General features: G+C 70.9%; 20 protein-coding genes. 3 read left to right on the top strand and 17 right to left on the bottom strand.

The window, feature by feature from the left end; all coding sequences use genetic code 11:
• Positions 1-122 precede the first annotated feature (122 nt).
• The 3 genes from ACV530_RS26215 to ACV530_RS26225 are packed head-to-tail and all read right to left on the bottom strand — an operon-like array spanning position 123 to position 1,103.
• Complete coding sequence (locus ACV530_RS26215) at positions 123-422, bottom strand: DUF1048 domain-containing protein (RefSeq protein WP_494335076.1); 300 nt, start codon at positions 420-422, stop codon at positions 123-125.
• A 1-nt stretch (position 423) separates the two neighbouring features.
• Complete coding sequence (locus ACV530_RS26220; protein ID WP_494335077.1) at positions 424-780, bottom strand: DUF1048 domain-containing protein; 357 nt, start codon at positions 778-780, stop codon at positions 424-426.
• Positions 777-1,103 (bottom strand): PadR family transcriptional regulator, encoded by a 327-nt coding sequence (locus ACV530_RS26225; protein ID WP_494335078.1) that lies wholly within the window; start codon positions 1,101-1,103, stop codon positions 777-779. Before ACV530_RS26225 ends, ACV530_RS26220 begins: the two co-directional genes overlap by 4 nt.
• Before the next feature lie 180 nt (positions 1,104-1,283).
• Between ACV530_RS26225 and ACV530_RS26230 the strand changes: the two genes are divergently transcribed.
• Complete coding sequence (locus ACV530_RS26230; RefSeq protein ID WP_494335079.1) at positions 1,284-2,306, top strand: hypothetical protein; 1,023 nt, start codon at positions 1,284-1,286, stop codon at positions 2,304-2,306.
• Here the strand turns inward: ACV530_RS26230 and ACV530_RS26235 are convergent.
• The 9 genes from ACV530_RS26235 to ACV530_RS26275 form a co-directional block, all read right to left on the bottom strand.
• The gene (locus ACV530_RS26235) at positions 2,260-2,589 is read right to left on the bottom strand and encodes a DUF7701 domain-containing protein (RefSeq protein ID WP_494335080.1); all 330 of its coding nucleotides are present in this window, start codon (positions 2,587-2,589) and stop codon (positions 2,260-2,262) included. The genes ACV530_RS26230 and ACV530_RS26235 overlap by 47 nt on opposite strands.
• Complete coding sequence (locus ACV530_RS26240) at positions 2,586-3,089, bottom strand: RipA family octameric membrane protein (protein WP_494335081.1); 504 nt, start codon at positions 3,087-3,089, stop codon at positions 2,586-2,588. Before ACV530_RS26240 ends, ACV530_RS26235 begins: the two co-directional genes overlap by 4 nt.
• A 61-nt stretch (positions 3,090-3,150) precedes the next feature.
• Positions 3,151-4,107, bottom strand: a complete 957-nt coding sequence (sbnA, locus tag ACV530_RS26245; RefSeq protein ID WP_494335160.1) for a 2,3-diaminopropionate biosynthesis protein SbnA — start codon at positions 4,105-4,107, stop codon at positions 3,151-3,153.
• Positions 4,108-4,166: 59 nt separating this feature from the next.
• Positions 4,167-5,240 (bottom strand): 2,3-diaminopropionate biosynthesis protein SbnB, encoded by a 1,074-nt coding sequence (gene sbnB / locus ACV530_RS26250; RefSeq protein WP_494335082.1) that lies wholly within the window; start codon positions 5,238-5,240, stop codon positions 4,167-4,169.
• Positions 5,237-6,241, bottom strand: a complete 1,005-nt coding sequence (locus ACV530_RS26255) for a TauD/TfdA family dioxygenase (protein WP_494335083.1) — start codon at positions 6,239-6,241, stop codon at positions 5,237-5,239. The genes sbnB and ACV530_RS26255 overlap by 4 nt, the downstream gene beginning before the upstream one ends.
• Before the next feature lie 24 nt (positions 6,242-6,265).
• On the bottom strand, positions 6,266-9,511 hold the full coding sequence (locus ACV530_RS26260) for a non-ribosomal peptide synthetase (RefSeq protein ID WP_494335084.1): 3,246 nt from the start codon (positions 9,509-9,511) through the stop codon (positions 6,266-6,268).
• Positions 9,508-12,036 (bottom strand): Pls/PosA family non-ribosomal peptide synthetase, encoded by a 2,529-nt coding sequence (locus ACV530_RS26265; RefSeq protein ID WP_494335085.1) that lies wholly within the window; start codon positions 12,034-12,036, stop codon positions 9,508-9,510. The genes ACV530_RS26260 and ACV530_RS26265 overlap by 4 nt, the downstream gene beginning before the upstream one ends.
• A gap of 668 nt (positions 12,037-12,704) precedes the next feature.
• Positions 12,705-13,781 (bottom strand): tartrate dehydrogenase, encoded by a 1,077-nt coding sequence (locus tag ACV530_RS26270; RefSeq protein WP_494335086.1) that lies wholly within the window; start codon positions 13,779-13,781, stop codon positions 12,705-12,707.
• Positions 13,782-13,851: 70 nt separating this feature from the next.
• On the bottom strand, positions 13,852-14,754 hold the full coding sequence (locus tag ACV530_RS26275) for a LysR family transcriptional regulator (protein WP_494335087.1): 903 nt from the start codon (positions 14,752-14,754) through the stop codon (positions 13,852-13,854).
• Between the two features lie 100 nt (positions 14,755-14,854).
• On the opposite strand from ACV530_RS26275, the gene ACV530_RS26280 reads away from it, so the two are divergent.
• Together ACV530_RS26280 and ACV530_RS26285 are read left to right on the top strand one after the other, a co-directional pair.
• Positions 14,855-15,772 (top strand): alpha/beta fold hydrolase, encoded by a 918-nt coding sequence (locus tag ACV530_RS26280; RefSeq protein WP_494335088.1) that lies wholly within the window; start codon positions 14,855-14,857, stop codon positions 15,770-15,772.
• A 78-nt stretch (positions 15,773-15,850) separates the two neighbouring features.
• Positions 15,851-16,111 carry a hypothetical protein gene (locus tag ACV530_RS26285; RefSeq protein WP_494335089.1) on the top strand — a complete coding sequence of 87 codons (261 nt, stop codon included), beginning with the start codon at positions 15,851-15,853 and terminating at the stop codon, positions 16,109-16,111.
• Positions 16,112-16,178: 67 nt separating this feature from the next.
• On the opposite strand, the gene ACV530_RS26290 is transcribed toward ACV530_RS26285, so the two are convergent.
• From ACV530_RS26290 to ACV530_RS26310, 5 genes are read right to left on the bottom strand one after another with little or no spacing between them, the layout of a single operon-like run.
• Positions 16,179-16,868 (bottom strand): formyltransferase family protein, encoded by a 690-nt coding sequence (locus ACV530_RS26290; protein WP_494335090.1) that lies wholly within the window; start codon positions 16,866-16,868, stop codon positions 16,179-16,181.
• Complete coding sequence (locus tag ACV530_RS26295; RefSeq protein WP_494335091.1) at positions 16,865-19,912, bottom strand: amino acid adenylation domain-containing protein; 3,048 nt, start codon at positions 19,910-19,912, stop codon at positions 16,865-16,867. The genes ACV530_RS26290 and ACV530_RS26295 overlap by 4 nt, the downstream gene beginning before the upstream one ends.
• Positions 19,909-20,946, bottom strand: coding sequence for an NAD-dependent epimerase/dehydratase family protein (locus tag ACV530_RS26300; protein WP_494335092.1), 1,038 nt, complete (start codon positions 20,944-20,946; stop codon positions 19,909-19,911). The genes ACV530_RS26295 and ACV530_RS26300 overlap by 4 nt, the downstream gene beginning before the upstream one ends.
• Complete coding sequence (locus ACV530_RS26305) at positions 20,943-22,901, bottom strand: fatty acid CoA ligase family protein (protein WP_494335093.1); 1,959 nt, start codon at positions 22,899-22,901, stop codon at positions 20,943-20,945. The genes ACV530_RS26300 and ACV530_RS26305 overlap by 4 nt, the downstream gene beginning before the upstream one ends.
• Positions 22,898-23,824, bottom strand: a complete 927-nt coding sequence (locus tag ACV530_RS26310) for a hypothetical protein (protein WP_494335094.1) — start codon at positions 23,822-23,824, stop codon at positions 22,898-22,900. Before ACV530_RS26310 ends, ACV530_RS26305 begins: the two co-directional genes overlap by 4 nt.

A 23,824-nucleotide genomic window follows, 5' to 3' on the forward strand; every position in this document is an offset into this window, starting at 1 on the left:
CTTCACCTGGACCAAGACCGCCGACGAGATCCTCAACTCCCTCGCCGACTACCTCACCAAGGTCGGTGCCGGCAGCCAGATAACCGAGCAGAACTAACCCTCAGGATTTCTGGCGCATCACACTAGCTGTCCGCGTAGGTGCGTGAGTCCTTGACCAGGTCGTCGCAGAAAGCGGCGACATCGTTGCCGATGAGTTGCAGGACTCCCTTGCCGGACGCCACGCCCTCCTCGAAGAAATCGACAATCCCTGTGAGCAGTTGCCCGTCGGACAGGTCGACCGCTGCGGCGTCGACCACTGCGACCTTGAAGAGATACCTCTGTATTTCCTTGTAGACGATCTGGTAGTCCGGCGGCAGCGCCTTGACCCGTGCCAGGTGCGCCCGCCACTGCTTCTTGCCCTCGATGATGTCCTGGATGCCCACGTCAGCCTCCCAGTCGGCTCAGTTTCCTTGCGACGTTCCTGTTCAACTGCTCGCGCCACCGGTCGCGATGGCTTCGGGCTCCTTCTCCGCCGGCCAGTGCGGCGCAGAAGCCCTTGATGTCGTCGTCCAGCACCTCGTGAATGCTCTGTCCGTCCGCCGCTGTTTCCTCGAGCAGCCCCAGGGCGTTGTCGAGGATCGGCATCAGGTTGCGACCCGTGAAGCCCGCGTAGGGGAAGAGGTGAACCGTGATCTGATCCCACGCCGCCCGGTGGTCGGCCGGCAATGCCTCGGCCCGGGCTCCGAACGCCTTCCATTCCCTCGTGAGATCGCTGCCCGTCATGGTCTCCCAGAGCTTCATCTCCCGCCCTCCTTGAGCTTGTCGATTCGTGATGAGACGTACTCCCACTTCGCCCAGAACCTCGCGAGTTGCTCGCGCCCCACGTCGTTGAGCGCGTAGAACTTGCGCGGCGGCCCCATCCCGGAGGGCCGCTTCGTCACCTGGACGAGTCCGTTCTTCTCCAGTCGCAGCAGGATGGTGTACACCGTCCCCTCGACGACGTCGGCGAAGCCGAGCTCGTTCAGCCGACGTGTGATGGCGTACCCATAGGTCTCCTCGCCACCGATGATTTCCAGCACGCAGCCCTCGAGCGTGCCCTTGAGCATCTCCGTCAGGTCGTCCATCGCGGCCTCTTCGATCTCCTGGTACTGCGTGACACTTAGTACCACTACACAGTGCCACCGGATAGTGGGTCATGTCCAGCACATGTCCCCTGCGGCTGACCGGAGTTGATGGATGCTCTGACGCCGCTTCACCTCATCTGGCACAGTGAGACAACGAAGAACCAGGGACGGTGCCGCCGCATGGAAACAGCCTCCTTACCAGCGCAGCGCAAGATCCTGGGCTGGGTTCTGCGCGTCACGGGCTGGATCCTGCGCATAGCGGGCAGCGTGGCGATCCTGGGCAGTGTGCAGCGCTCCAAGACGCTGTCGGCGACCACGAACGCGCCCGGTTACACGGGGCCTCCCTGGTTCGTCCAACTGCTCATCTGCCTCGGCATCATGATCGCGGGTGGTGTGGTCTTCTGGCTCAGCCTGGTCGTGGGGCGGCGGGCCCGTGTGCATACGACGCACCTCGTCGCCGATCTGTCGGCCCTCGTGCCGGGTTCGTATGTCCTGTACCTGCGCCCCTTCACACAGGACATGAGCTCCTCCGGCATTGCCCCGGCCGCGGAGAACGACAACGCGTTCACCAACCCCGTTCGGTCGATCGCGCGATCGGGCCGCACCTACGAGGAGCGGCTCCGCAGGATGTTCCGGCAGTTCGGGCCGATGATCGCGATCGGCAGACCGGGGGAGGCGCTGCCCGGCGGGTCCGGGGCGCGCAGGACCTACCTTCCGCTCGACGACTGGAAGGACACCGTCGGGGAGTTGATCGACAACGCCCGTCTCGTCATCCTCGGCGCCGGGCCGGGGCCCGGCACGGTGTGGGAGTACGTGGAGATCATGCGCCGCAGGGACCCGTCCCGGCTTGTCGTGCTGGTCACCAATGCGGCCGAGTACCTGCGGTTCAAGGCATCGACCATCGCCGAGGTCGAGGGCGTGCTGTTCGAACTCAAGCACAAGTACGGCGACTTCTGGCAGCCCCCGATCCTGCCGGACCTGCCGGCACCGGCGAACCCGAAGGTCGCACGGGCCTTCTACTTCAAGGCGATGATCTATTTCACCGACGGCTGGGAGCCCCATCTCGCCTGGTTCGACAGGTCCGCCGTGAAGGGCACCAACACCAGAAGGATCGCCAAGCACTTCACGCGGCAGCTGGAGCCCGTGATGACGCACATCAGCCGGGGATCCCAGCCCCCGGTCCGGCAGCCCGGGAGCGGGTGACACGGTCATGCGCGGCGGCGTGGATGGCCTGGAGGTACGGCAGGTCCTGGCGCTGGGTGGGCTCGTCCAGTGACTCGTACGGGACGAGAGCGGGATGCTGGGGGTTGCGGGTCTCCATCCAGGCCGCCCAGGCGTTGTGTACGTCAACCTCCGTGACCTGCATGCCCTTTGCCCGCATGAGGACGGCGTACAGGAGGAAGAGCGCGTCGGCGTCCTCCGGCGGCTGGGCGTGTGCGGGCAGGTGGGACCGGATCAGACGGGCGTCGTCGCGCAGGTACGTCATGAGAGAAGCCTGCCCAGACACAGCAGTCCGTGCAAGAAAGCGAAGACCCAGGGGATCATCCGCTCGCTGAAACCGAGTTCGGCGTAGCGGGTCCGCCAGGAGGCCGCGGGCGTACGGGTCAGGTGCTCCCACTCGTCGGTGAAGACCTTGACCGGGAGCTGTGTCTCGAGCGTGTTGATGACGTCGAACTTCGCCCGGTTGAGGTCGCGGTAGCTGCGCAGCTGGAGCCACCAGGTCATCGAGATCGCCAGTCCTGCCAGGGCGATGACCGGGGCGGCCCACAGAGGTGCGTGCCGGGGATTGGTCAGGGAGATGCCGACCGTGCCGACGAAGGCCGTCTGGACGGAGAGGAAGAAGGCGTTGGCCAGGCCCCGTCGTGCGGACACCCGGTCGGCCATTTCCACGGCCAGTTTGTACAGCTCCAGGACCGCTGCCGGGGGCTCTCGGTCCGCCGAGTCGGCGGTCGGTGTCGGTGATGCGCTGCGGGGGTCAGGGATCACAGTCATCATGATGACGTACGGCAACCGGCCTGCCCAGCAAGCCGGTTGCCGTACCGTCACGTCACGCGCGTTCCGCTGCCGGGACCTCCTCCAGGAGTGCCTCGCCGTAGAGGTCCTGGACCCAGTTGGTCTGGTACACCGTGTCCAGGTACCGCTCGCCGAGGTCAGGGGCGATGGCGACGGCCGTGAGGTCGTCGGCGTCGTGCTTGTCGAGCCAGGTCAGGGCGCCGCTCACCACCGTGCCCGTGGAGCCTCCGAAGAGGAAGCCGCGGCGGGCCAGGCGGTGGCAGGTGCGGATGGTGTCCGCCTCCTCGACCAGGATCACCTCGTCGACGTAGGAGTCGTCGAGGATCGCCGGGCGGACGCTGGTGCCGAGGCCGGGGATCATCCGGCGGGCCGGCGGGCCGCCGAAGGTCACCGAGCCGACGGCGTCGACCGCGACGACCCGTACGTCGCGGTGCGCCTCGCGGAAGTAGCGGGCGCACCCCATCAGGGTGCCCGTCGTGCCGGCGCCCACGAACAGGACGTCGAGGCGCGGGAACTGGCGGTCGATGGCCGGGGCCGTGGTGCGGTAGTGGGCGCGCCAGTTGGCCGGGTTGGTGTACTGGTTGAGCCATACGTACCGGTCGTCGGAGGCGCACAGGGCGTGTACGTAGGCGATCCGGGCGCCGAGGAGGCCGCCGGTCGCCGCGGGCTCCGTGATGATGTGCACCTGGCTGCCGAGTGCCTCCATCAGACGCCGGGTCGCCAGGTTGCAGCGGGCGTCGGTGACGCACACGAAGCGGTAGCCCTTGCTTGCGGCGATCATGCTGAGGGCCACGCCCAGGTTTCCGGAGGAGGACTCGACGATGGTCGAGCCCGCGTGGAGGGCGCCGCTTCGCTCGGCGGCCTCCACCATGGCGCTCGCGGCCTTCAGCTTGATGGAGCCGGCGAAGTTGAAGCCCTCGCACTTGAGGAAGAGCGAGTGACCGAGGATCGGCCTCAGGTTGACGTAGAGCTCGTCCTCGTTGAAGTCCATGGGGACGGATATGACGCGTTGCACGGTACCCCCCTTGTCCGACACGCAGCTTCGGCCGGTCACCCGTACCTGCGCAGTTCGTGGAAGAAGTCGTCGACGACGTGCAGTTCGCCGGAGCGGACGACTTCGTCGTAGACGTACTTGCCCACGGCGAGATCGAGCACCCCCAGCCCGAAGGGCGAGAAGATCACCGGACGGTCCAGCGGGACGGATGCCTGTCCCGTCAGTACGTCGTGGAGCGTGCCGTCGAGGAAGTCCCGGCGGCCGGTGCGCTGTTCGGCGAGGTGGGGTGAGGTGTCGGCCTTGAGGCAGTGGTCGACGTCGTCGACGAAGTTGGCCGAGGCGAGCACGATGTCGGGGGAGAGGTCGCGCAGGGAGACGTGCAGGACCAGCGGGTTGTGGTCGAACCACGACACGTCGTGGACGTGCGGCTTGCCGGCGACGGTGGCGAACACGACCAGGTCGCTGTTGCGGATGAGCTGTTCGGCGCTGTCGTGCACGGTGATCCCGGCGGTGGCGCCGGACTGTTCGAGGTAGGTCCGGAAGCCGGCCGCGCTGTCGGCGGAGAGGTCGTGCACCCCGATGCGGTCGAACGACCAGCCGGTGCCGGCCAGGAAGGTGTGGATGTAGCGGGCGATCAGGCCCGTACCGATGAACCCGACGCGCGTGGGGCGGCGGCGCCGGGCGCTGCTGAGCCGGTCGGCGGCCAGTGCCGCGGAGGCGGCGGTCCTGGTGGCGCTGATGATGGAGCTCTCGAGGCAGGCGAAGGGGTATCCGGTGCGGCGGTCATTGAGGATCAGTACGGCCGAGGCCCTCGGGACGCCGGAGGCGATGTTCTCCGGGAAGCTGGAGATCCACTTGAGGCCGTCGACTCCGACACCGCCGCCGATCGAGGCGGGGAGGGCGATGATGCGGGAGGACGGACGGTCGGCGAAGCGCAGGAAGTAGGACGGCGGGTTGACGGAGTCACCCGCCCCGTGCACTCGGTAGGTGGCGTCGACCACCTCCACGATCTCCTTCTCGCGGCCCTTGAGGGCCTTGTGCACCTGCCCGCCGGAAATCACCGCGAAGGGCGGCACCGTGACCGCTTCGGGTTCCTCGGCGTCCTGGGGGGTGGAGTGGTGCGTGGTCATCGGGTGGTCACCTCGAAGGTCGGATTGCAGTCGGCCAGGCGCACCGCGTCGGTCATCGCGACGAGCACTTCACGCGGTCCGTCGAAGGGCTCTCTGCTGTGTGCGGTACGGATGTTGTCGACGAGGAGCACATCGCCGGCCTGCCAGGGCTCGCGGACGGTGTGGGCCTCGTAGACCTCGTTGAGCAGCTGGACGATGTCCTCGCCGACCGGGTCGCCGTTGCCGAAGCTGGTGTTGAACGGCAGGCCGTCGGCGCCGTAGACGTCCACGAGGTACTCGTGGATCTCCGGGGCCATGGTCCATTCGTTGAGGAACGCGATCTGGTTGAACCAGCAGCGCTTGCCGCTGTTGGGGTGGCGCACCACGGCGCTGCGGCGCTGCCGGGTGCGCAGTCCGCCGTCGGGGAGCCACTCGAACTCGATGGCGCGGGCGCGGCAGTAGGCCTCGACGGCGCCGCGGTCCTCGGTGCCGAAGGCCTCCTCGTAGGACGCGCCGATCTCGTCGTTGTAGTTGCGGGTGAGCAGCCAGCCTTCGCGCTCGAAGCGTGCGACGAGCTCGGCGGGCAGGGCCTCGAGCACGGCGGGGGAGTCGGCCACGGCGGTGGCTCCGCCCTCGGTGGGTGCCTTGAGGCAGGCGAAGAACATCAGGCCGGGGAACTCCAGGGTGTAGCTCATCTCGTGGTGCATGCACATCGGCTGGTTCTGCGGCCACTTGGTGGAGGAGTAGATGCCGTCGGCGTAGGTCTTGCGGGGCGCGAAGGTCTCCGTCTCGGTCATCAGGCGGCCGGCCAGCTGCCGGAAGACGGCGGCGGTGCCGTCCGGGTCGTGCAGCCCGAGGCCGCGGACCAGGACCGCGCCGTGGACGGCGACGGCCGCGCGCAGGGCGTCCCGGTGCTCGGCCGCCCAGCGCGACGGGTCTCCGGTGTCCTTGGCCAGCAGGATCGGGGGCCGGCCGGGGTGCACGTCCACGTCGAGCAGCGGCGCCGAGGATGACGATGGCATGGGGCAGTGTCCTTTCCGATTGCGTCAGGAGGAGGCCGTCACGTGGGCCGCGTCCAGTACGGCCTGTGCTGTCAGCTCCGGGCGGGTGCGGGCGAAGTAGTGGCCGCCGTCGGGCAGTACGCGCAGCTCGACGTGGCCGGCGAGGAACTCCCAGGCGCGGTGGCGGTCCGGGGCTCCCGTGGTGAAGGGGTCGTCGGCGGCGAGGACCACGGTGACCGGGGCGGTGAGCTTCACCGCGGGCGGGTCGTCCAGGGCGCCGGCGAGGTGACCGTGGGCGGATACGCAGTCGTGGCGGTAGGCGGCACCGGTGTGCTCGGCTATGTCGCCGAGGTCGGTGTAATCGCCGGCCGCGGTCAGCTCCTTGGCTATCTCGGCGTCGCCCATCTCCGTCAGGCGCGCGATCTCCTCGCGCCGGTAGGCGGCGGTGCCGGGCAACTGGGATCCGAGGAAGACCCGCTGGACGGGCGTCCCGCGCTCCTGGAGACGGCGGGCCGTCTCCAGGGCGATCGCGGCGCCCGAGCAGTGGCCCCACAGCAGGACCGGGGTCGTGCCGAGCCGGACGATCTCGTCGACCGCCCGCTCGGCCACCCGGTCCATGGGGGCGAAGGGCTCGGTGCCGGCGGCCGGGTCGTTGCCGGGAGGTTCGGCCGCGTGGACGGCCAGCCCGCTGCCGCGCAGCGCCTTGGCCAGCGGCTGGAAGTTGACCGCGTTGCCGCCGGCGTAGGGGAAGCACACGAGGGTGCCTGTCCGTTCGCCGTCCGGCTCCGACAGCGGCTGCAGCAGCCCGGGGCGGGGTGCCGACCTGCCGTCGATGAAGTCGGCGAGGTCGGTGAGTACCGGGTGGCGGGTGAGGTCCTTGAGGGAGACGGTACGGTCCAGGGCGATCGCGAGCTTCACCGCCGAGAGCGAGGTGCCGCCCCGGTCGAAGAAGTGGTCCTCGCGGCCGATTCGTTCCTGCGGGACGCCGAGCACCTCGGCCCAGGCCTTCGCCAGCCGCCGCTCGGTCGGGGTGCGCGGTGCGTCGTACTCCTCGCCGGCGCCGTCGAGTTCGGCGGCGAGCGCCGTCAGCGCCTTCCGGTCGATCTTGCTGTTGGCGGTGAGCGGCAGGCGCTCGCGCCAGTGGAAGGCGGTCGGGACCATGTACGCGGGCAGCGACGCCCCCAGTTGCTCCCGCAGCGAGGTGGTGTCCAGGGGGGCGGTGCCGGAGTAGAAGGCGACCAGGTACTTGCCCTGGCCGCCGTCCCGTTCGGCGACCACCACGGCACCGTCGCGGACGCCGGGCACCAGCAGGAGGGCGTTCTCGATGTCGCCGATCTCGATCCGGAAGCCGCGGACCTTGACCTGGCTGTCGCGCCGGCCGAGGAACTCCAGCTTGCCCTCCGGCAGCCAGCGGCCGAAGTCGCCCGCCCGGTAGAGCCGTTGGCCCTCGCGGTGCGGGTCGGGCATGAAGGCGAGCCGGGTGCGCTCGGGGTCGTTGACGTAGCCGCGGCCGACGCAGACGCCCGAGAAGACGATCTCGCCGGGGGCGCCCAGCGGCACGGGCGACAGGTGCTCGTCGACGATATAGACGCGCACGTTGTTCACGCAGGGGCCGAGGGGGACCCGGTCGCGGTCCGGCACGCGGTCCATGACCTCGTGGTTGGTGTCGTCCGACGTCTCGGTCAGGCCGTAGGCGTTGACCAGCTTGATGCCGGGCTCGGCCGCGAACCAGCGCTGGGTGAGCTCCTTCTTCAGCGCCTCGCCGGTGACCGACACACAGCGCAGGTCCGGCAGTTCGCGGGAGTCGCGCTCGAGATGGGACAGGACGGCCTCGAGATAGGAGGGGACGACCTGGAGCACGGCGACCCGGCCGTCCGTGATCCTCTCCACGAACCGCCCGACGTCCAGGACCACTTCCTGCTCGATCAGCAGGGTGCGCCCGCCGACCAGGAGCGCGGAGACGAGCTGCCACAGCGAGATGTCGAAGCACTGGGGCGCGGTCTGGGCGACCGTCGTCCCCTCGCCGATGCCCAGGTCCTCGATCTTGGCGTAGAGGTGGTTGAGCATGCCCGCGTGCTCGCACATCGCGCCCTTGGGCTCACCGGTGGAGCCGGAGGTGAAGTAGATGTAGGCGAGGCGGTCCGGTGCGATCGCGATGCCGAGGTCGTCCTCGGCGTGGTCCTCGCGCACGGCCTCGTCGATGACGAGCGTACGGACGCCCGGCAGTGAGCCCAGGGCTTCGTCGAGGGTGGTCGTGCTGCCGGTCTCGGTCAGGACGAGGCGGCACTGCGCGCGGGAGAGCATGGAGACGATGCGCTCGGCCGGGAAGTGCGGCTCGACGGGCAGATAGACGCCGCCGGCCTTGAAGACGGCGAGGACGGCCGTCATCCAGTCCAGGTCGCGCTCGGTCACCACCGCGACCACGCCCTCGGCGTCCAGCCCCCGGTCCAGCAGGGCCCGGCCCAGGCGGTTGGCGCGGGCGTTGAGCTCCCGGTAGGTCAGCTCCCGCTCGCCGTGCACGGCGGCCACGGCATCGGGGTGGGTCCGTACCCGCTCCTCGAACAGCTCGTGGAAGCGGCGGTCCGGCAGCTCCCGGTGCGGCCCGGCGAGCCCCTCGAGCTGGAAGCGGAGTTCCCCGGCGGACAGCAGGCTCTGCCGCGCGTGCGCGGCGTCCGGGTCGGCCGTCATGAGCGTGAGCGCGGTGAGGTGGTAGCCCGCGATTCTCGCGGCGCAGTCCGCGTCGAACGCGTCCGTCCGGTAGCGCAGCCGCAGCACGGGCCGGCCGCCGCTCCGCGGGACTCCCACGCCCAGCACGGTGGAGGCGGCGCGCTCGCCGCAGTCGCCGGACGGATGGAACACGGTCTCGAACAGCGATCTGCTCAGGCCGAGTTCACGTCTGAGGTCCTCGAACGGGACGTCCCGGTACGTCAGCAGCTCCGACTCGGCGAGCCGGACGTCCAGCGCCAGCGCCCGCCACGACTTGGGCCCGGCCGTCAGCCGGCAGGGCAGGACGGGGCCGGCCTCCCCGGCGGCGTAGCCGGTGGTGACCTCCTGCTCGCCGGAGAGCGCGGCGAGCACCTTGACGTGCGCGGCCAGCAGCAGCGACCCGAGCGGCACCGCCAGGTCGTCCGCCAGCGTGCGCAGGGCGTCCGCGAGGTCGTCGGGGATCGCCGTCTCGTACTCGGCGACTCCCGGCGCCGGGGCGGACGTCCACCGCGGGATCGCGGTGAAGCCGCCGGCGGTCAGCGTTCTCCGCCAGAACTCCCGGCCGTTGTCCAGTGACATGTTCATCGAACCTTCCCCCCTCGGCCGGTGACGGCCGCGGTGACCGGTGCCGCCGGGTTGCCGCCCCACCGCGCGTGCGGGGGGATGTCCTCGCCCTTCATGAGGAAGGAGTCGGCGGCGAGCACCGCGCCGTCGCCCATCGTCACGCCGTAGTGGACGAGGGAACCGACCCCGAGAGTGCATCCGGCACCGAGTGTGCTGCGGTCGGACTTGAACGTGCCGTCCTCCTGCGAGTGGCACTGGATCCTGCTGCCCGCGTTGAGCGTGCAGTCGTCCCCGACGGTGGTGAGTGTGCGCTCGGACGGGTAGCAGCCGTCGTCGAAGACGCGCTTGCCGACCCGCATGCCCAGCAGCCGCCAGATCATGTTCTTGAACGGAGTGCCGTTGAACGCGGCGAAATGGGTGTCCGGCACCTTCCACAGGCGCTCGTGGTGCCAGAAGTAGCGGTCGTAGATGGAGCACACCTGCGGCTCCAGCGGACGGAAGCGCGTCATGCACCGCTCGACCAGCGCGTAGTAGAGGGCGGTCCACGCCAGCGCGGCCACCAGGACCACGGCGTCCAGCACATGCCCGGCGGCGCCGTAGCGGCCCATCGTCGCGAGCGCCAGCAGCGTGAGCCCGAGGATGTGCACCCAGCGAATGAACAGGACGACGCCCATGGTCCGCAGGTTGTAACGGTTCTTCAGGGAGAGGCGGTGGTGCAGTTCGTCCCCGTCGCGCAGGTGGTCGAAGCGGGTGTCGCGCTCCACGGACCGGGGAATCTCGAAGCACGGCGAGCCGAGCAGGCCCACGTTCTCGCGGATCTCGCCGTCGAGCGGGACCATCACCTTCGTCGCCATGAGGACGTTGTCGCCTGTCCTGCCCCCCGAGGGGTAGGCGACGTGGTTCCCGAAGAAGCTGTGCTTCCCGATCGTCGTCCGGGACACGTTGAAGGACGTGCTGGAGAAGTCGGCGTTGATGATCGACAGCCCGTCGGCGACCATCGTGCCGCGGCCGAAGGAGCTCAGGTACGGCGTCTCGTGCTGCAGGCCGATGCCGAAGTTGGAGCCGGTCTGCTCGGCGTTGGTCAGGTCGTACCCGAGGCAGCGCAGGTAGTGGACGATGTAGGAGCTGTCCCCGAAGAGCCAGATGAAGAACTTGGTGTTGGTCATGCGCGCGATCGACCGGTGCAGGCCGTAGCGGAAGCCGTACAGCGGATAGACCGTGTCCGGCTTGATCACCAGACGCATCAGCCGCGGAACGGTGAACAGCACCACCAGGCCCACGACCACGAGGCCGGCGAACAGCAGCAGGGAGACCAGCAGCGCGTCGGTCCAGAACGCCCCCGACGTGATCGGTTCGGTGACCGCGTCCTTCCGGCCGACCAGCTCCGGCGCATGGTCGAGCAGGAGGTACGGGACCACGACGAACAGGGGGACGATCAAGAAGAACGCTTTCAGCAGACCGAACAGCCCGAAGGTCGCCCGCCGCAGCGAACCGCACTTCGCCGGTGCGACCCTGATGTAGTCCACGTCCGTGCGCTGCGCCGGGGACCCGTGCCAGTGCTGTCCCTCCGGGACGGACTGGCCGCTCTGCAGCGCGGACGTGTGGCCGAGCTGGGAGCCGTCGCCCATCGAGGTGTTGATGTCGAGCACGGTCTTCTCGCCGATGTACACGTCACTGCCGAGGGTCACCGTGCCGGTCTGGATCCGCCCGGCGTGGGCCCGGTAGCAGAGGAGGAACGCTTCCTTGCGGATCACCGTCCCGGAGCCGACCGTCAGCAGGTCGGTGCACACCGGCAGGGAGCGGGACAGGATCGTCACGTGCTTGCCGATGCGCGCGCCGAGGGCCCGCAGATACAGCACGTACAGCGGGCTGCCGACGAAGAGGACCAGCGGGTTGGCGTGCACGAGCACCTTGACGATCCAGAAGCGCAGATACGTCAGGCCCCAGACCGGGAACTCACGGGGCTTCCACCGCCCGACGAGAATCCATTTCGCCACGACCGGGAAGGTGCACAGGCCGATGAACTCGGCGCCGCCGAAGACGACGGCCCGCCCGTAGACGCCGGCCACGCCCGAACCGTCCGCGACCCACCCATAGCCCCGGGTGGTGGCGAGAGCGGTGAGGTAGGAATACCCGAGAAAGAACAGGAGTTGGAACGTACCGCAGAGGACATAACGCGCCGTGCTGCCCGGCTGCACCACCTCGACGGGTTCCGGAGGCGGGGGTTCGGCATGAGCGGGTTCGGTTTCCGCGAGGGCCGTCGCCAGGCTCCGGACCGTAGAATTCCGGTAGATGTCCTTCATGGACACCGTCGGCAGCTCCGGACGCTTTCTGACCTTCGCACAGAAATGAGCCATGACCAGCGAGTCGGCGCCGAGATCCTCGAAGAAGTGGCTGTCGGGCCCGACTTGAACGGTGCCCACGAGCTCTGCCAGCACTTCGGCGAAGATTCTTTCCGTGTCGCTCGCCGTATGGACGGCAACTCCCGGCGAGCGCAAGGAATCGGCGGGGTCGTCGGCCGAGATGTTGGCGGGTTTTCCCACCACGTGAGCTCCTCCCGAGTAGGTGCGGTGGTGCGAATGTGCCGATGGGGACGTGAAGTTACCAGCGTGACGGATGTGTTGATCACGGAAGATGACCGGGAATCGGTGGCGCAATCAGGCCGCGTGCGCGATGATCTCCGTGGGAAAGGCGAACCTTAGAGAAATGATCTAGTGATGCCCCACGGCGTCAACAGCGCCGGTCTCTGGCAGGGGTCGGAGCATCGTATACAGACTTTCGCATCGGCGCCTCCCCTCCGCTCCGAGCATACGGGACTGTTGAAGAACGTAAGGTTCGACCCTGGGCCAAGCCAGCGGAGAAATAGGCCAACGGAAAATGATGCGTACCTATGCCGGAACCCGTCGTCCGCCCTCCGGTACCGGACGGGTGTCCGCTGAGCGGTGAAATGGCCCGCCACCTGTTATTACGCCGCCGTTTTCCCCGCCCCGCGGACCGGGTCCCGCCGCCCACTTCCGCGACATGGAGCGCACGCGTCCGCCGCTCGCCAGGGGAGAAACGGCCGATGCGCGCGCGTCCATTGGCTCCGGCTCTGGCGCAAAACAGGTAGCGGGACCGGTTTCCTTCATAAAAATTTGATCCCTGCACGGTAATGACGCGCCATGATTCTTAAACCAAGCGTCAGTTCGTACGTAACGGCACTGTGAACATCCCGCTACGCCGCCCCGTGATGCCGGAGCACGCCGAGCAGCACCTCGGTGAACTCCTCGGTGCCGGCCGAGCCGCCCAGGTCCGGGGTGCGCACGTCGGTCGTGGCCAGGGCCGCGGCGATCGCCTCCGTGACGGCACGGGCCGCGGCGGGGTGTCCCAGGTGGTCCAGCATCATCGCGGCCGACCAGACGGCCCCCACCGGGTTGGCGATGCCCCGGCCGGCGATGTCCGGCGCCGAGCCGTGCACCGGCTCGAACATCGACGGGTACGCCCGCTCCGGGTTGAGGTTGGCGGCGGGGGCGAGGCCGATGCTGCCCGCGACCGCGGCGGCGAGATCGCTGAGGATGTCACCGAACAGGTTCGATCCCACCACGACTTCGTAACGTGAAGGATTCAGAACGAACTTGGCCGCCAGCGCATCGACGTGTTCCTGTTCCCAGCGCACCTCCGGATGCCGCTTCGCGGTCTCGCGCACCAGCTCGTCCCAGAACGGCAGCGTGTGCACGATCCCGTTGGACTTGGTGGCCGAGGTCAGCAGCCCGCCGCGCCGCTCGGCGAGCGCGAAGGCGTACTCGAGCACCCGCGTCACTCCGGGGCGGGTGAACACCGCCTGCTGGACGGCCATTTCGTCGTCGAAGCCGCGGTTCATCCGCCCGCCGATCTCGCTGTACTCGCCCTCGACGTTCTCCCGCACGACCACGAAGTCCACGCCGTCGGGCCCCACGGTCCGCAGCGGGCTCGCCACCCCCTCGAAGACCCGGATCGGCCGCAGGTTGACGTACTGGCGGAACCCGCGGCGGATGGGGATCAGCAGCCCCCACAGCGAGACATGGTCCGGCACCCGGGGATGCCCGACCGCGCCCAGCAGGATCGCGTCGTGCTCCCGCAGCCGGTCCAGTCCGTCCTCGGGCATCATCGCCCCCTCGCGCAGATAGCGCTCGCAGGACCAGTCGAACTCGGTGTAGGAGAGGGCGATGTCGTGCCGGGCGGCCACGGCGTCCAGCACGCGGCAGGCGGCGGGCAGGACCTCGGCGCCGATGCCGTCGCCGGGGATGCGGGCGATGCGGTGATGGGTTGTCATGGTATGGATTGCAGCAACGGGACCGCGAACCCGTCCAAGACGAAAGGCCCATGGGACTTATAGGACGCACCTATCCACGGCTGTCCTCGGCTTCCACGGCACATGCGAGGAACGCCCGGGCCGCCGGGGTCGGGGCCGTCCGCCGGCTCACCAGCGCCACCCGGAGGCTCGTCACCGGCTCGATGTCCAGCACCAGCGCCCCGGCCCCCTCCGCGAACTCCCGCCAGGAATCCGTCACCACGGCCAGACCGGCACCGCCGAGCACCAGCGGAAGGATCGCGATCCGGTGCTCGGTCTCCACGGCGGTCACCCACGCGATCCCCGCGTCCCGGAGGCCGTCCACGTACGCCCGTATCCCCGTCCCCCGCTGGCCCACGATCAGACGCTGCCCGGCGAGCTGCTCACGACGCACGGGCGAGCCGGGCGGGAACGGCCCGTCGGGCGCGGTGAGCAGCACGAACCGCTGCTCCAGGACGGGATGGTGACGTACCCCGGCCGCCTGCGGCATCTCCTCGAGGGGCCCGGAAGTCGCCACCAGCCCCAGCTCCGCCGCCCCCGTCCGCACCGCCTCCATCACCTCCCGCGGCGTGAACGCCGCCCGGATCACCACCGAGACCCACGGGTACCGCTCGGAGAAACGCCGGACCATCCCGGTCAACGGCTCGATCGACTGCGAGGGCATCGCGGCGATGTCGACCCGGCCCCCGCGCAGCCCCTCCACCGACTCCACGGCCGCACGCGCCAGTTCAAGGCTCCGGACGGCCTCACGGGCCGGCCCGATCAGCGCGGCCCCGGCCTCGGTCAGCACCGCCTTGCGGCCGATCCGGTGGAACAGCTCGCTGCCCAGGTCGCGTTCGAGCGTACGGATGGTCTGAGACAGGGACGGCTGCGCCAGATAGAGCGCGGACGCCGCGCGGTTGAACCCGCCGTGGTCCACGACGGCCAGGAAGCACTGGAGCTGCCTGACATCCACCGCTGCGCCCCTCCTTGCAGGTCTCCTTATAGGCCCGGCCTATGAGCATTGTCGCGGAATGCTCTTGGACCGCGGGACGCGGGGCTGGTGTGATCGGGAGATGAGCGGACTCCTGCCCTCCGAGTTCTCCCCTCACCTCGTGGATGCCGACGGTGTGTGCATCAACACGCGCATCGCGGGCGACGGTCCGCCCGTCCTGCTGCTGCACGGCTATCCACAGACCCACCTGATCTGGCATCAGGTGGCACCCGCGCTGCTCGCCGCCGGGCACACCGTGGTCCTCACCGACCTGCGAGGGTACGGCGACAGCGACAAACCGGACTCCACGCCGGACCACGCGGCCTACTCCAAGCGCCGCATGGCGCACGACCAGTTGCTGGTGATGCGCGACCTCGGCTTCGACCGCTTCGCCGTGGTCGGCCACGACCGCGGGGCCCGGGTCGGCCACCGCCTCGCCCTCGACCACCCGGACGCCGTCACGGGGCTCGCGGTCCTCGACATCGTCCCCACCCGGCACGCCTTCCGGAACGCCGACGCCGCCTTCGGACTCGGCTACTACCACTGGCTGTTCCTCGCCGCCGGTGACGGCATCCCCGAGCGCCTCATCGGCGCCGACCCCGGCTTCTGGGTCCGCACCCGCATGACCGCCCGTCACCGCGGCGGCACCCCCTTCAGCCCCGCCGCGCTGGCGGAGTACGTACGGTGCTTCTCCGACCCCGCCGCCATCCACGCCTCCTGCGAGGACTACCGCGCCGCCGCGGGCATCGACCTGGTCCACGACGACGAGGACGCCGCCGCGGGCCGCCGCGTCATGTGCCCGGTGCTCGCCCTGTGGGGCGAGCACAGCTTCGTGGGCGGCCACTACGACGTGCTCGCCGCCTGGCGGGAGTACGCCGCGGACGTACGGGGCCGGGCGCTGCCCTGCGATCACTACCTGGCGGAGGAAGCGCCTGGTGAGACGGCCGAACTGCTCGGGGAGTTCCTGGCCGAGTTCTCGGAGGTCACTCGAATGGAGTAACGCCGTGTGCGGCGCCGCGGCCGCGAAGCCAATGCTGGGTGTCTGTTCGCGCATTTTCGCGCGACGAGGGAGGTTCCCATGCAGATACGCCGGATCCTGGCTCCGCCGGTCATCGCAATGACCCTCACCGCCCTCGGCGGCACCGCGGCGACAGCGGCGCCGACAAGACCCGCTGATCCCACGCCCGTTTCCGAAGATCTGTGTGAACGAGGCGGTGGTTACATCGACATACCGGGCGACGACCTGGACGGCCCGCTGTTCGTCTGTGTCGGCGGCATGTACGACGGCTACTTCGTCAACCTCGGCGACGACGGGGACTACGGCGACTGGTGGTCGTGAGCCTGCCCCCTGCCCTGTTCGACCAGCCGCGAGCAGGGCAGGGGCATGTTTTCGGGCCAGTACTGCCTCAGGACACCGCGGCCGACAGCTCGTGCAGATAGCCGGCCAGGTAGCCCAGGTCGGTGGCGCGGGCGAAGGCGGGGTGGTCGCGGAACTCGGGGAGGCGGGACAGGGCCTTGCGGCCGTAGTAGCCGCCGTGGGCGGCGGCGGGGGACGGGAGGCCGTCGCCGGGCCAGTCGGGGTCGGCGGCCACGAACGGCAGGCAGCGTTCGAAGAGTTGGTGGCAGACCGCGAGGCCCCGGCGCAGCACCACGTGGTAGGGCTCGTCCGGGCCGATCGGGTAGGGGACGGTGGCGAGGAGCGGGCCCGTGTCGATGCCCGCGTCCACCCGGTGGAGCGTCGCGGCGAACTCGCGCTCGCCGTGCAACATGGCGTAGACCAGCGCGACTTCGGGCAGGCCGCGATAGGCGGGCAGCGGTCCGTGATGGACGTTGATGACGCGCAGCCCGGCGGAGAGCACCGGGGCGCGGAAGAGCATGGGGTTGTTGACCGACCAGACGATGCCGTCCGTGGAGACCGCGGCCAGTTCGCCCGCGGCCTCGTTGACGTCCGTGACGGGCAGGAAGGGGACACCGTGCCGGGAGGCCGGGGCGGCGTCCGCCGCCGACCGGCTGCAGACGGTGTCCACCTGCATGCCGCTGTCCAGGGTGTGCCGTACGGCGCGCCAGAGCAGCGCGCCCTCGCCAACGAAGATCATGGCTTGCTCCGCAGTGCTTCGACGGCCTCGACGACCCGGCCGAGGGTGAGGTGGTCGCCGAGCGGGCCGAGACGGTCCAGGAACTGCTGCTCCGCCGCCTGTCCGAGCACCTCCGCGCCCAATGCGGCCAGCATCTCCAGGACGGTGAGCGAATCGCCGCCCAGCGCATGGAAGTCGGAGGAGGCGTCGAGGTCCGCGGCGTCGCAGTGCAGGACGCGGGCCCAGATCGCCGTGGTCACGTCCGTGGCGTCGGTGCCGGTGCCGTTGTCGGTGTCGTTGTCGGTCGGGGGAGCGTCGTGGAAGGGGCTCGGGAGTGCGTTGCGGTCCGTCTTGCCGCTGGACGTCTCCGGCAGTTCCGGCAGTGCGCGGATCACGGTGGGCACCAGGTGGGGCGGCAGCGTACGCGCCAACTCGGCCCGCACCGCCGCCTCGTCGACCGTCGCCGTGCCCTGGGCGGGGACCACGAAGGCGCACAGGGTCTGCGCGCTGTCGTCGTCCTTGCGGCGGGCGACCACGGCGGCCTGGGCGATGTCCGGCAGCGCGGTGAGCGCCGCCTCGACCTCGGCCGGTTCGACACGATGGCCCCGGATCTTCACCTGGGCGTCCATCCGCCCCGCGTACTCGAGCTGTCCGTCCGGCAGGCGCCGGGCGAGGTCGCCGGTGCGGTAGGCGCGGCGGCCGTCCGGCAGCCGGACGAAGCGTTCGGCGGTGAGGTCGGGGAGGCCGAGGTAGCCGCGGGCCACCTGGACGCCGGTGACGTGGAGTTCGCCGAGCGTTCCGTCGGGGACCTCGGCCTGCTGCTCGTCCAGTACGGCCACGCCGGTGCGGTGAACCGGCACGCCGATCGGCGAGTTGGCGCGCGCGGTGTCACGGTCGACGACGGCGACCGTGCAGGAGATGGTCGCCTCGGTGGGGCCGTAGACGTCGGTGATCAGGCAGTCGGGGCCGAAAGCGGCACGGGTACGGCGGGCGGTGGCCGCGGTGAGGTTCTCGCCGCCGATCTGGAGGGCACGGATGCCGCTCGGGCGGATGCCGAGCCGGTCGGCCAGGTCGAGGTGGGTCGGGGTCAGGCCGAGCGTGTTGGCCTGCCTGCCCGAGAACATCGCGCGCAGTTTGAGGTGGTCGAGTTCCCCGCGCACCGGCACGACCGCGCCGCCGTGCAGCAGCGGCGGGAAGATCTGCATCATCGACAGGTCGAACCCGGGCGAGAAGGAGTACGCCATGCGCGTCTGTTCGTCGCACCGCTGGAACGGGGCGAGCCAGCCCGCCGCGTTGGCCAGGCTGCGGTGCTCGACCTGAACTCCCTTGGGCCTGCCGGTGGAACCGGAGGTGTAGATGACGTACGCCAGGTCGTCCGGCGCGGGGTCGGCGGCGGCGAGGGCCGTCCTCGTCCGCAGGTCGACCTGCTCGAAGGACGCCAGATCCTCGAGCACGACGGCCGTGCAGTCCGCCTCCTTCGCCTTGGCGGCCTCGGCCGCCTCCGCGAGGCAGAAGCGGGCGTGCGCGTCGTGCAGGAGTTCCGCGACCCGCGGTGCGGGGTTGCGGATGTCGATGGGCAGGAAGGCCGCGCCCGCCTTGAGCACGCCCCACACCGCGGCCAGGCCGAGGGCCGAGCGGTCGGCCAGGACGCCGACCACCTCGCCGCGCCGTACCCCTTGTTCCAGGAGCAGTCCGGCGACGATGTCGGAGCGGCGGTCGAGTTCCCCGTACGTCCAGTCCGGGCCGTCGCCGGTGACGGCGACGGCGTCGGGCCGCGAGGCGGCCTGGGCGCGGAACAGCCGTACCACCGTGTCCTCGAGGGACGGCAGCCCGCCCGGCCGTGGTGCCAGGAGCCGCTCGGCGACCTCGGCTCCGGTGGGGCGTGCCGCCGGAGCACCGGTGTGCAGCACGGCCTCGATGCGGTCGAGCAGGGCCTCGCAGCGTGCTCCGGCGTCCGCCGCACCACGGGCGGAGACCACCAGCTCGGTGTGGCTGTCCAGTTCGAGCATCACGATGCTGACGGGGATCAGCGGCGCGTGCACGGGCAGGACGTACGCGGTCGTGGCGGTGAACTCCGCGGCGGTGAACTCCTCGAGCTCCAGACGGCCCGCGTGGGAGACGACCGCCGAGGCCAGGTGGCGGTGCCGGGAGTGGGAGGCGGCGCGCGCGGTGCGTACGGCCGCCGCGGCGGCCGGCAACGGCAGCCGGGCCAGGGCGGTTTCGAAGCCCGGCGCCAGCTCGCGCCGGGCGGCGAGGGCGTCGAGCAGCCGCCGCTGTACGGCGTCCGGGCCCTCCGAGGGCGTGACGTCCAGGAACACCGGCAGCGCCAGGTTGGCCGTCGAGGCCAGGCCGGGGGCGTGGCGCCGCAGGTCCACCGGCACCATGATGCGCGCCGTACCGCCGGTGGCCTCCGCGACTGCCGCCGCCACCTTGGCCGTCGGCGCCGCGTGCCGGCCCGGCACCGTACGCCGCCGCCACGCCGCGCCCGTGCCCGCCCGGCCGCCCAGCGGCGAGCGCTGGTCGAGCCCGGTGCGAGGCCGGCGGCCGGTGTGGCCGAGCGTGGCGAGCAGGCCGTGGTCGGTCTCGGCATCCGCGGCGCCGCGCAGCGGTTCGCCCCGCAGCGCGCGGAACACCTCCGCCGCCCACAGCGTCAGCCCCTTGACGTCCATCACGGCATGGGAGGCCCGGAAGACCACGGTGCCGGGCCCGCCCGTGACCAGCAGCACCTCGCAGCCCGGCCGGCCCTCCGACTCGGCCAGCGGCAGCGACAGTTCGGGCAGACCGGTGAACGCGGCGCGGTCGAAGCCGTCGCCGTCGGTGACCACGACCCGGGCGGGCCGGCCGCTGTCCGTCCACGTCCGGCCGCGGCGGACGAGCCGCGCACCGGGGCAGACGGCCGAGGCCTCGGCCACGGCCCGGCTCAGCGCCAGCGGGTCGAGCGCGCCGGTGCCCTCGATCACCAGCTGGATCACGAGCAGTTCGCCCAGCCGCGCGGCGGCCAGGTAGGACCACTCGGTCGGGGAGACGTCCCGGCGGAAGACCGGGGTGCGGGGTGTGATGGTCAAGGTGTCACCCTCCGGACGAACGTGTCGGTGCCGCCGATGTCGTCGATCCATGCCGCGAGCCGGGCCATCCCGGTCTCGTGGTCCACCGCCGGTGCGCCCAGGTCGCGCCTGGCCGCCGAGGTGTCGTACGTCGCCGACCGGGTCAACAGGGCCACCGAGTAACGGGAGATGGAGGGTGCGACGTGCCGGGCCAGTGGGGGGAGCTTCCAGAGCAGGTCCGCGGTGAGTGCCGCCGCGTCCAGGAGCGGGCGGGGGACCGTACGGGTGGGGGGCGTGCCGCCGAAGCGTTCGGCGAGGCCGGCCAGCAGGCCCCAGAGCTCCACCGGCTCGTCGTCGGCGATGAAGTACGCCCTGCCGCCGACCCCTTCGGCCCGCGTCGCCCGGACGCTCGCCTCGGCGGCGTTCTCGCAGTAGCACAGCGAGGCGTACACCGGCCTGCCGCCGGAGAGGTCGGGCAGGCCGCCCGTCAGCATCTTGCCGAGCAGCCGGGGCATGAAGCCGGAGTGGTCGCGCGGGCCCCAGACGGCGCGGGGGCGCAGGGCGACGGTGGTGAAGTCCGGCCGGTCGTGGGCCAGTACGAGGCGCTCCGCGGCCGCCTTGGTCCGCGAGTAGTGGTTGAGGAAGTGCCGGGGGTAGGGCTCGCTCTCGTCGATGCCGAGCCGGTCCCCGTCACGGATGCCCATGAGCGCGCTGGGGCTGCTGATGAAGACGAAGCGCCGGGCCCCGGCCTCGCGGGCCGCCGTCAGCAGCCGCCGGGTGGCGAGCACGTTCTCGTTGAAGAACTGGGCGCGGGTGCCCCGGTCGGTGACGCGGGCCGCGCTGTGGTGCACCGCCTCGATCCCGGTCATCGCCTCGCGGACCGCCGCCGCGTCGCGCAGGTCGCCGTGGACGAACTCGACGCCGGGGACGGTGCGCAGATGGCTGAGGTCGCTCGTGTGCCGCACCAGGACCCGTACGGTGTCGCCCGCGCGCACGCAGGCGTCGACGATGTGGCCGCCCAGGAACCCGGACGCGCCGGTCACCAGCACCTTCATGCGCCGGCCTCCTTGCGTCCGCCGGTCCGCCACCAGGTGGCGCCGAACAGCATGGTCAGCCCCGCGGTGGCCAACGGCCGCCGTCCGGTGGCGCGTTCGTGCTCGGCACGCAGCGCGGCCGGGATCTGGGCGGCGTGCACGCCGACGCTCAGGGCGGCGTCGACCCACCACAGGGCGGTGAGCGCCCTGGTGCGGCGGGACTGGAGCGGATAGCCCGCGAGATACGCCCAGCCGAGCACGGGCACGGAGCGCAGCGCCAGATCCGCGGCCGTGGGGCGGCGGCTGCCGGTGAGTCGGTCCTCGGCCCAGCCCGCCAGCAGCTCCCGGCGGATCTTGGCGTTGTGGCGGACGTCCACGGGGAAGCCGGGATGCGGCAGGAAGTCCGCGACCGGCTTGGTCATCGGGTGGTTCGCGCCGCGTTCGCGCAACTCGGCCTCGATCCGCGGCCATTGGATGCTCTTGATGCCCGGTTCCAGTTCCACGCAGAGCACCGGCCGCTGCCCGCCGTGCGGGCCGAAGCCGACGAGCGCGGTGCGCGCCACCTCCGGGTGGTCGTTGAAGACGCTCTCGCAGCACACCGTGTGCAGGTCGCCGTCGGCGGCGCGGACCCGGTGGCTCTTGCGCCCGCAGAACCAGACGCGGCCCTCCTCGTCGATGCGGCCGACGTCACCGGTGCGGTGCCAGCGGACCTCGCCGTCCTGGATCTTGTGTGCGGCGTCGGCGTCCGAGGCTTGGTAGTAGCGCGGGCTGACGGCCCGGCCGCTGACCACGATCTCGCCCATCTCGCCGGGGGACACCGGAAGTTCGGGGCTCCAGTGAGGGACGGGGTCGTCGTCGACCGCGATGACGCGCACCGAGGTGCCGGGCGCCGGGCGGCCGACGCAGACACCGGGCTTCTCGATGGGGAGGCCCTCGGCGGGCAGGGCCTCGGCCTCGCGGCTCTCCAGGAGCGTCATGGGCAGGGCCTCGGTCGCGCCGTACGTGCTGTACACCCGCGCCTGCTCGGGCAGGACGGCCCGCAGCGCGGCCATCAACTCGGGCCGCACCGGGGCCCCTCCGGATATGAGCATGCGCAGCGACGGCAGTCGGGTGCCGGTGCGGGCCAGATGGGCCTGGAGCGGACCCAGCAGGGCGGGGGAGGCGAACATCGCGTTGACCTCGAAGCGGCTGATCGCGTCGGCCAGCAGCTCCGGGTCGGCGGCGCCGACCTTGCCCATGTCCATCTTCGGCACCACCACGGTCCGGCCGGCCGCGAGGTCGAGCACGCCGAGGAGGGGCAGGGTGACCAAAGTGGTGCGCAGGTCGGGCGTGTAATGGCCTTCCTCGAGGCCGTACGCCATGCCGCGCAGCATCTCCACGGTGAACTCCACCGGTTTGGCCGGGCCGGTGCTGCCCGTGGTGTGACCGATCATCACCAGGTCGTCCGGCCCGGAGGGCGGCGGGGGCAGCGGCGGCCGGCCCGCGCCGAGGGTGATCAGCTCCTCGAGCATGGAACCGTCCCTGCGGCCCACCGTGATCACGCTGCGCACCCCGGCGAAGGCCCGGGGCCGCAGCAGCCGCAGGGCGTGGGCCTGCGGCACGCCGACGAAGGCCTCGACACCGGCCCGTTGGAAGCAGTCCAGCATCCTGCCCGGTCCCATGCCGGGGTCGGCCACCACGGGGACCGCGCCGAGGCGCAGCATCGCGAACACCAGGGTCAGCAGGTCGGCGCCCGCCGGCACGAGCAGGGCCGTACGGGTTCCGCGCCCGACGCCGTGCTCGCGCAGCCCGGCGGCGCAGGCGGTGACCCGGGCGGCGAAGCGGGCGTAGTCGACGGAGGCGTAGGCGGGGCGGCCGGAGGGATCGCGGCGGTCGCCGTCGGGGTGAACGACCGCCGCCTTGCGGGGCGTTCGGTCCGCGTGCCGGGCGAGCAGGTCGGGCAGGAGGGCATCGGGGAGGGTGACGGTGTCGGTCATCGGCGCACCGTCCCGTCGGCCGTGGCGGGCAGGCGGTACAGCGAGGCGGCGGAGCTCGGCCCGGCGCCGACGGTGAGGAAGAGAACCCGGTCGTACTCGCCGAGCCGGCCCGCGTCCCGCGCCTGCTCGAGACCGTGGACGAGCGCCGAGGTGTGCGGGTCGCCGCGCAGGCCCTCGACGGTGACGGCCGCGTCGGCCGACAGGCCCAGGCGTGCCGCGAGTTGAGCGGCGAAGTCGGGCGATGGCTGGGAGGTGACCAGCAACGTGCCGTCCGCGTCGGCGCCTTCGGCTGCCAGGACGCGGTGCGCGGTGTCGGCGGCGAGGTCCAGCATCCGCTCGAGGGCGTCGTCGTCGCGGTCGACGACGATGGTGTCCCGTCCGCCGGAACCGGCCTCCCGCATCGGCAGATGGCCGTTGACGCCGTGCGGGCCCGGCAGCGTCCGGTGGTGCACACGGCCGAAGCCGTACGCGTCCTCGGTGCGTTCGAGCAGCAGCGCCCCGCCGGTGCTCGCGTAGGGGAACGCGGTGGTGCCTGCCCGGTCCGGGTCCATGGAGGGGTGGGTGTCGGAGGCGACCACCATCACCCGGCGCGCCCCGCCGGCCGCCAGCAGCGCGCCCGCCGCCTGGACGGCGTTGAGCATGCCGCAGGCGCCGTTCATGAGGTCGAAGGAGAACGCGGCGTGCCGGCCGGGGTCGCGCAGGTAGTCGAGGTTGATGCCGATCCGCTTCTGGATCAGCGCGGCGTTGGAGGGTTCGACGGTGTTGCGGTCGCGGTAGACGCCGACGTTGATCAGGACGTCGACGTCCGCGGGGGTGAGCCCGGCCCGTTCCAGGCACGTGCGGCCCGCCGCCGCCGCGTACGCGACGGAGCTGCCGGTGTCGTCGGTGGGGCTCACCGCGGTCGAGGTGATGACGGTCGCCAC

The organism is Streptomyces sp. SX-6, from assembly GCF_059089585.1.

Bases quoted from the DNA above. Each gene is read 5' to 3' on its own strand.
- ACV530_RS26220 (WP_494335077.1), bottom strand. From the start codon at position 780: ATGAAGCTCTGGGAGACCATGACGGGCAGCGATCTCACGAGGGAATGG.
- ACV530_RS26285 (WP_494335089.1), top strand. From the start codon at position 15,851: ATGCAGATACGCCGGATCCTGGCTCCGCCGGTCATCGCAATGACCCTC.
- ACV530_RS26270 (WP_494335086.1), bottom strand. From the start codon at position 13,781: ATGACAACCCATCACCGCATCGCCCGCATCCCCGGCGACGGCATCGGC.
- ACV530_RS26260 (WP_494335084.1), bottom strand. From the start codon at position 9,511: ATGAACATGTCACTGGACAACGGCCGGGAGTTCTGGCGGAGAACGCTG.
- sbnB (WP_494335082.1), bottom strand. From the start codon at position 5,240: ATGACCACGCACCACTCCACCCCCCAGGACGCCGAGGAACCCGAAGCG.
- sbnA (WP_494335160.1), bottom strand. From the start codon at position 4,107: ATGGACTTCAACGAGGACGAGCTCTACGTCAACCTGAGGCCGATCCTC.
- ACV530_RS26230 (WP_494335079.1), top strand. From the start codon at position 1,284: ATGGAAACAGCCTCCTTACCAGCGCAGCGCAAGATCCTGGGCTGGGTT.
- ACV530_RS26235 (WP_494335080.1), bottom strand. From the start codon at position 2,589: ATGACGTACCTGCGCGACGACGCCCGTCTGATCCGGTCCCACCTGCCC.
- ACV530_RS26225 (WP_494335078.1), bottom strand. From the start codon at position 1,103: ATGGACGACCTGACGGAGATGCTCAAGGGCACGCTCGAGGGCTGCGTG.
- ACV530_RS26300 (WP_494335092.1), bottom strand. From the start codon at position 20,946: ATGAAGGTGCTGGTGACCGGCGCGTCCGGGTTCCTGGGCGGCCACATC.
- ACV530_RS26305 (WP_494335093.1), bottom strand. From the start codon at position 22,901: ATGACCGACACCGTCACCCTCCCCGATGCCCTCCTGCCCGACCTGCTC.
- ACV530_RS26255 (WP_494335083.1), bottom strand. From the start codon at position 6,241: ATGCCATCGTCATCCTCGGCGCCGCTGCTCGACGTGGACGTGCACCCC.
- ACV530_RS26280 (WP_494335088.1), top strand. From the start codon at position 14,855: ATGAGCGGACTCCTGCCCTCCGAGTTCTCCCCTCACCTCGTGGATGCC.
- ACV530_RS26290 (WP_494335090.1), bottom strand. From the start codon at position 16,868: ATGATCTTCGTTGGCGAGGGCGCGCTGCTCTGGCGCGCCGTACGGCAC.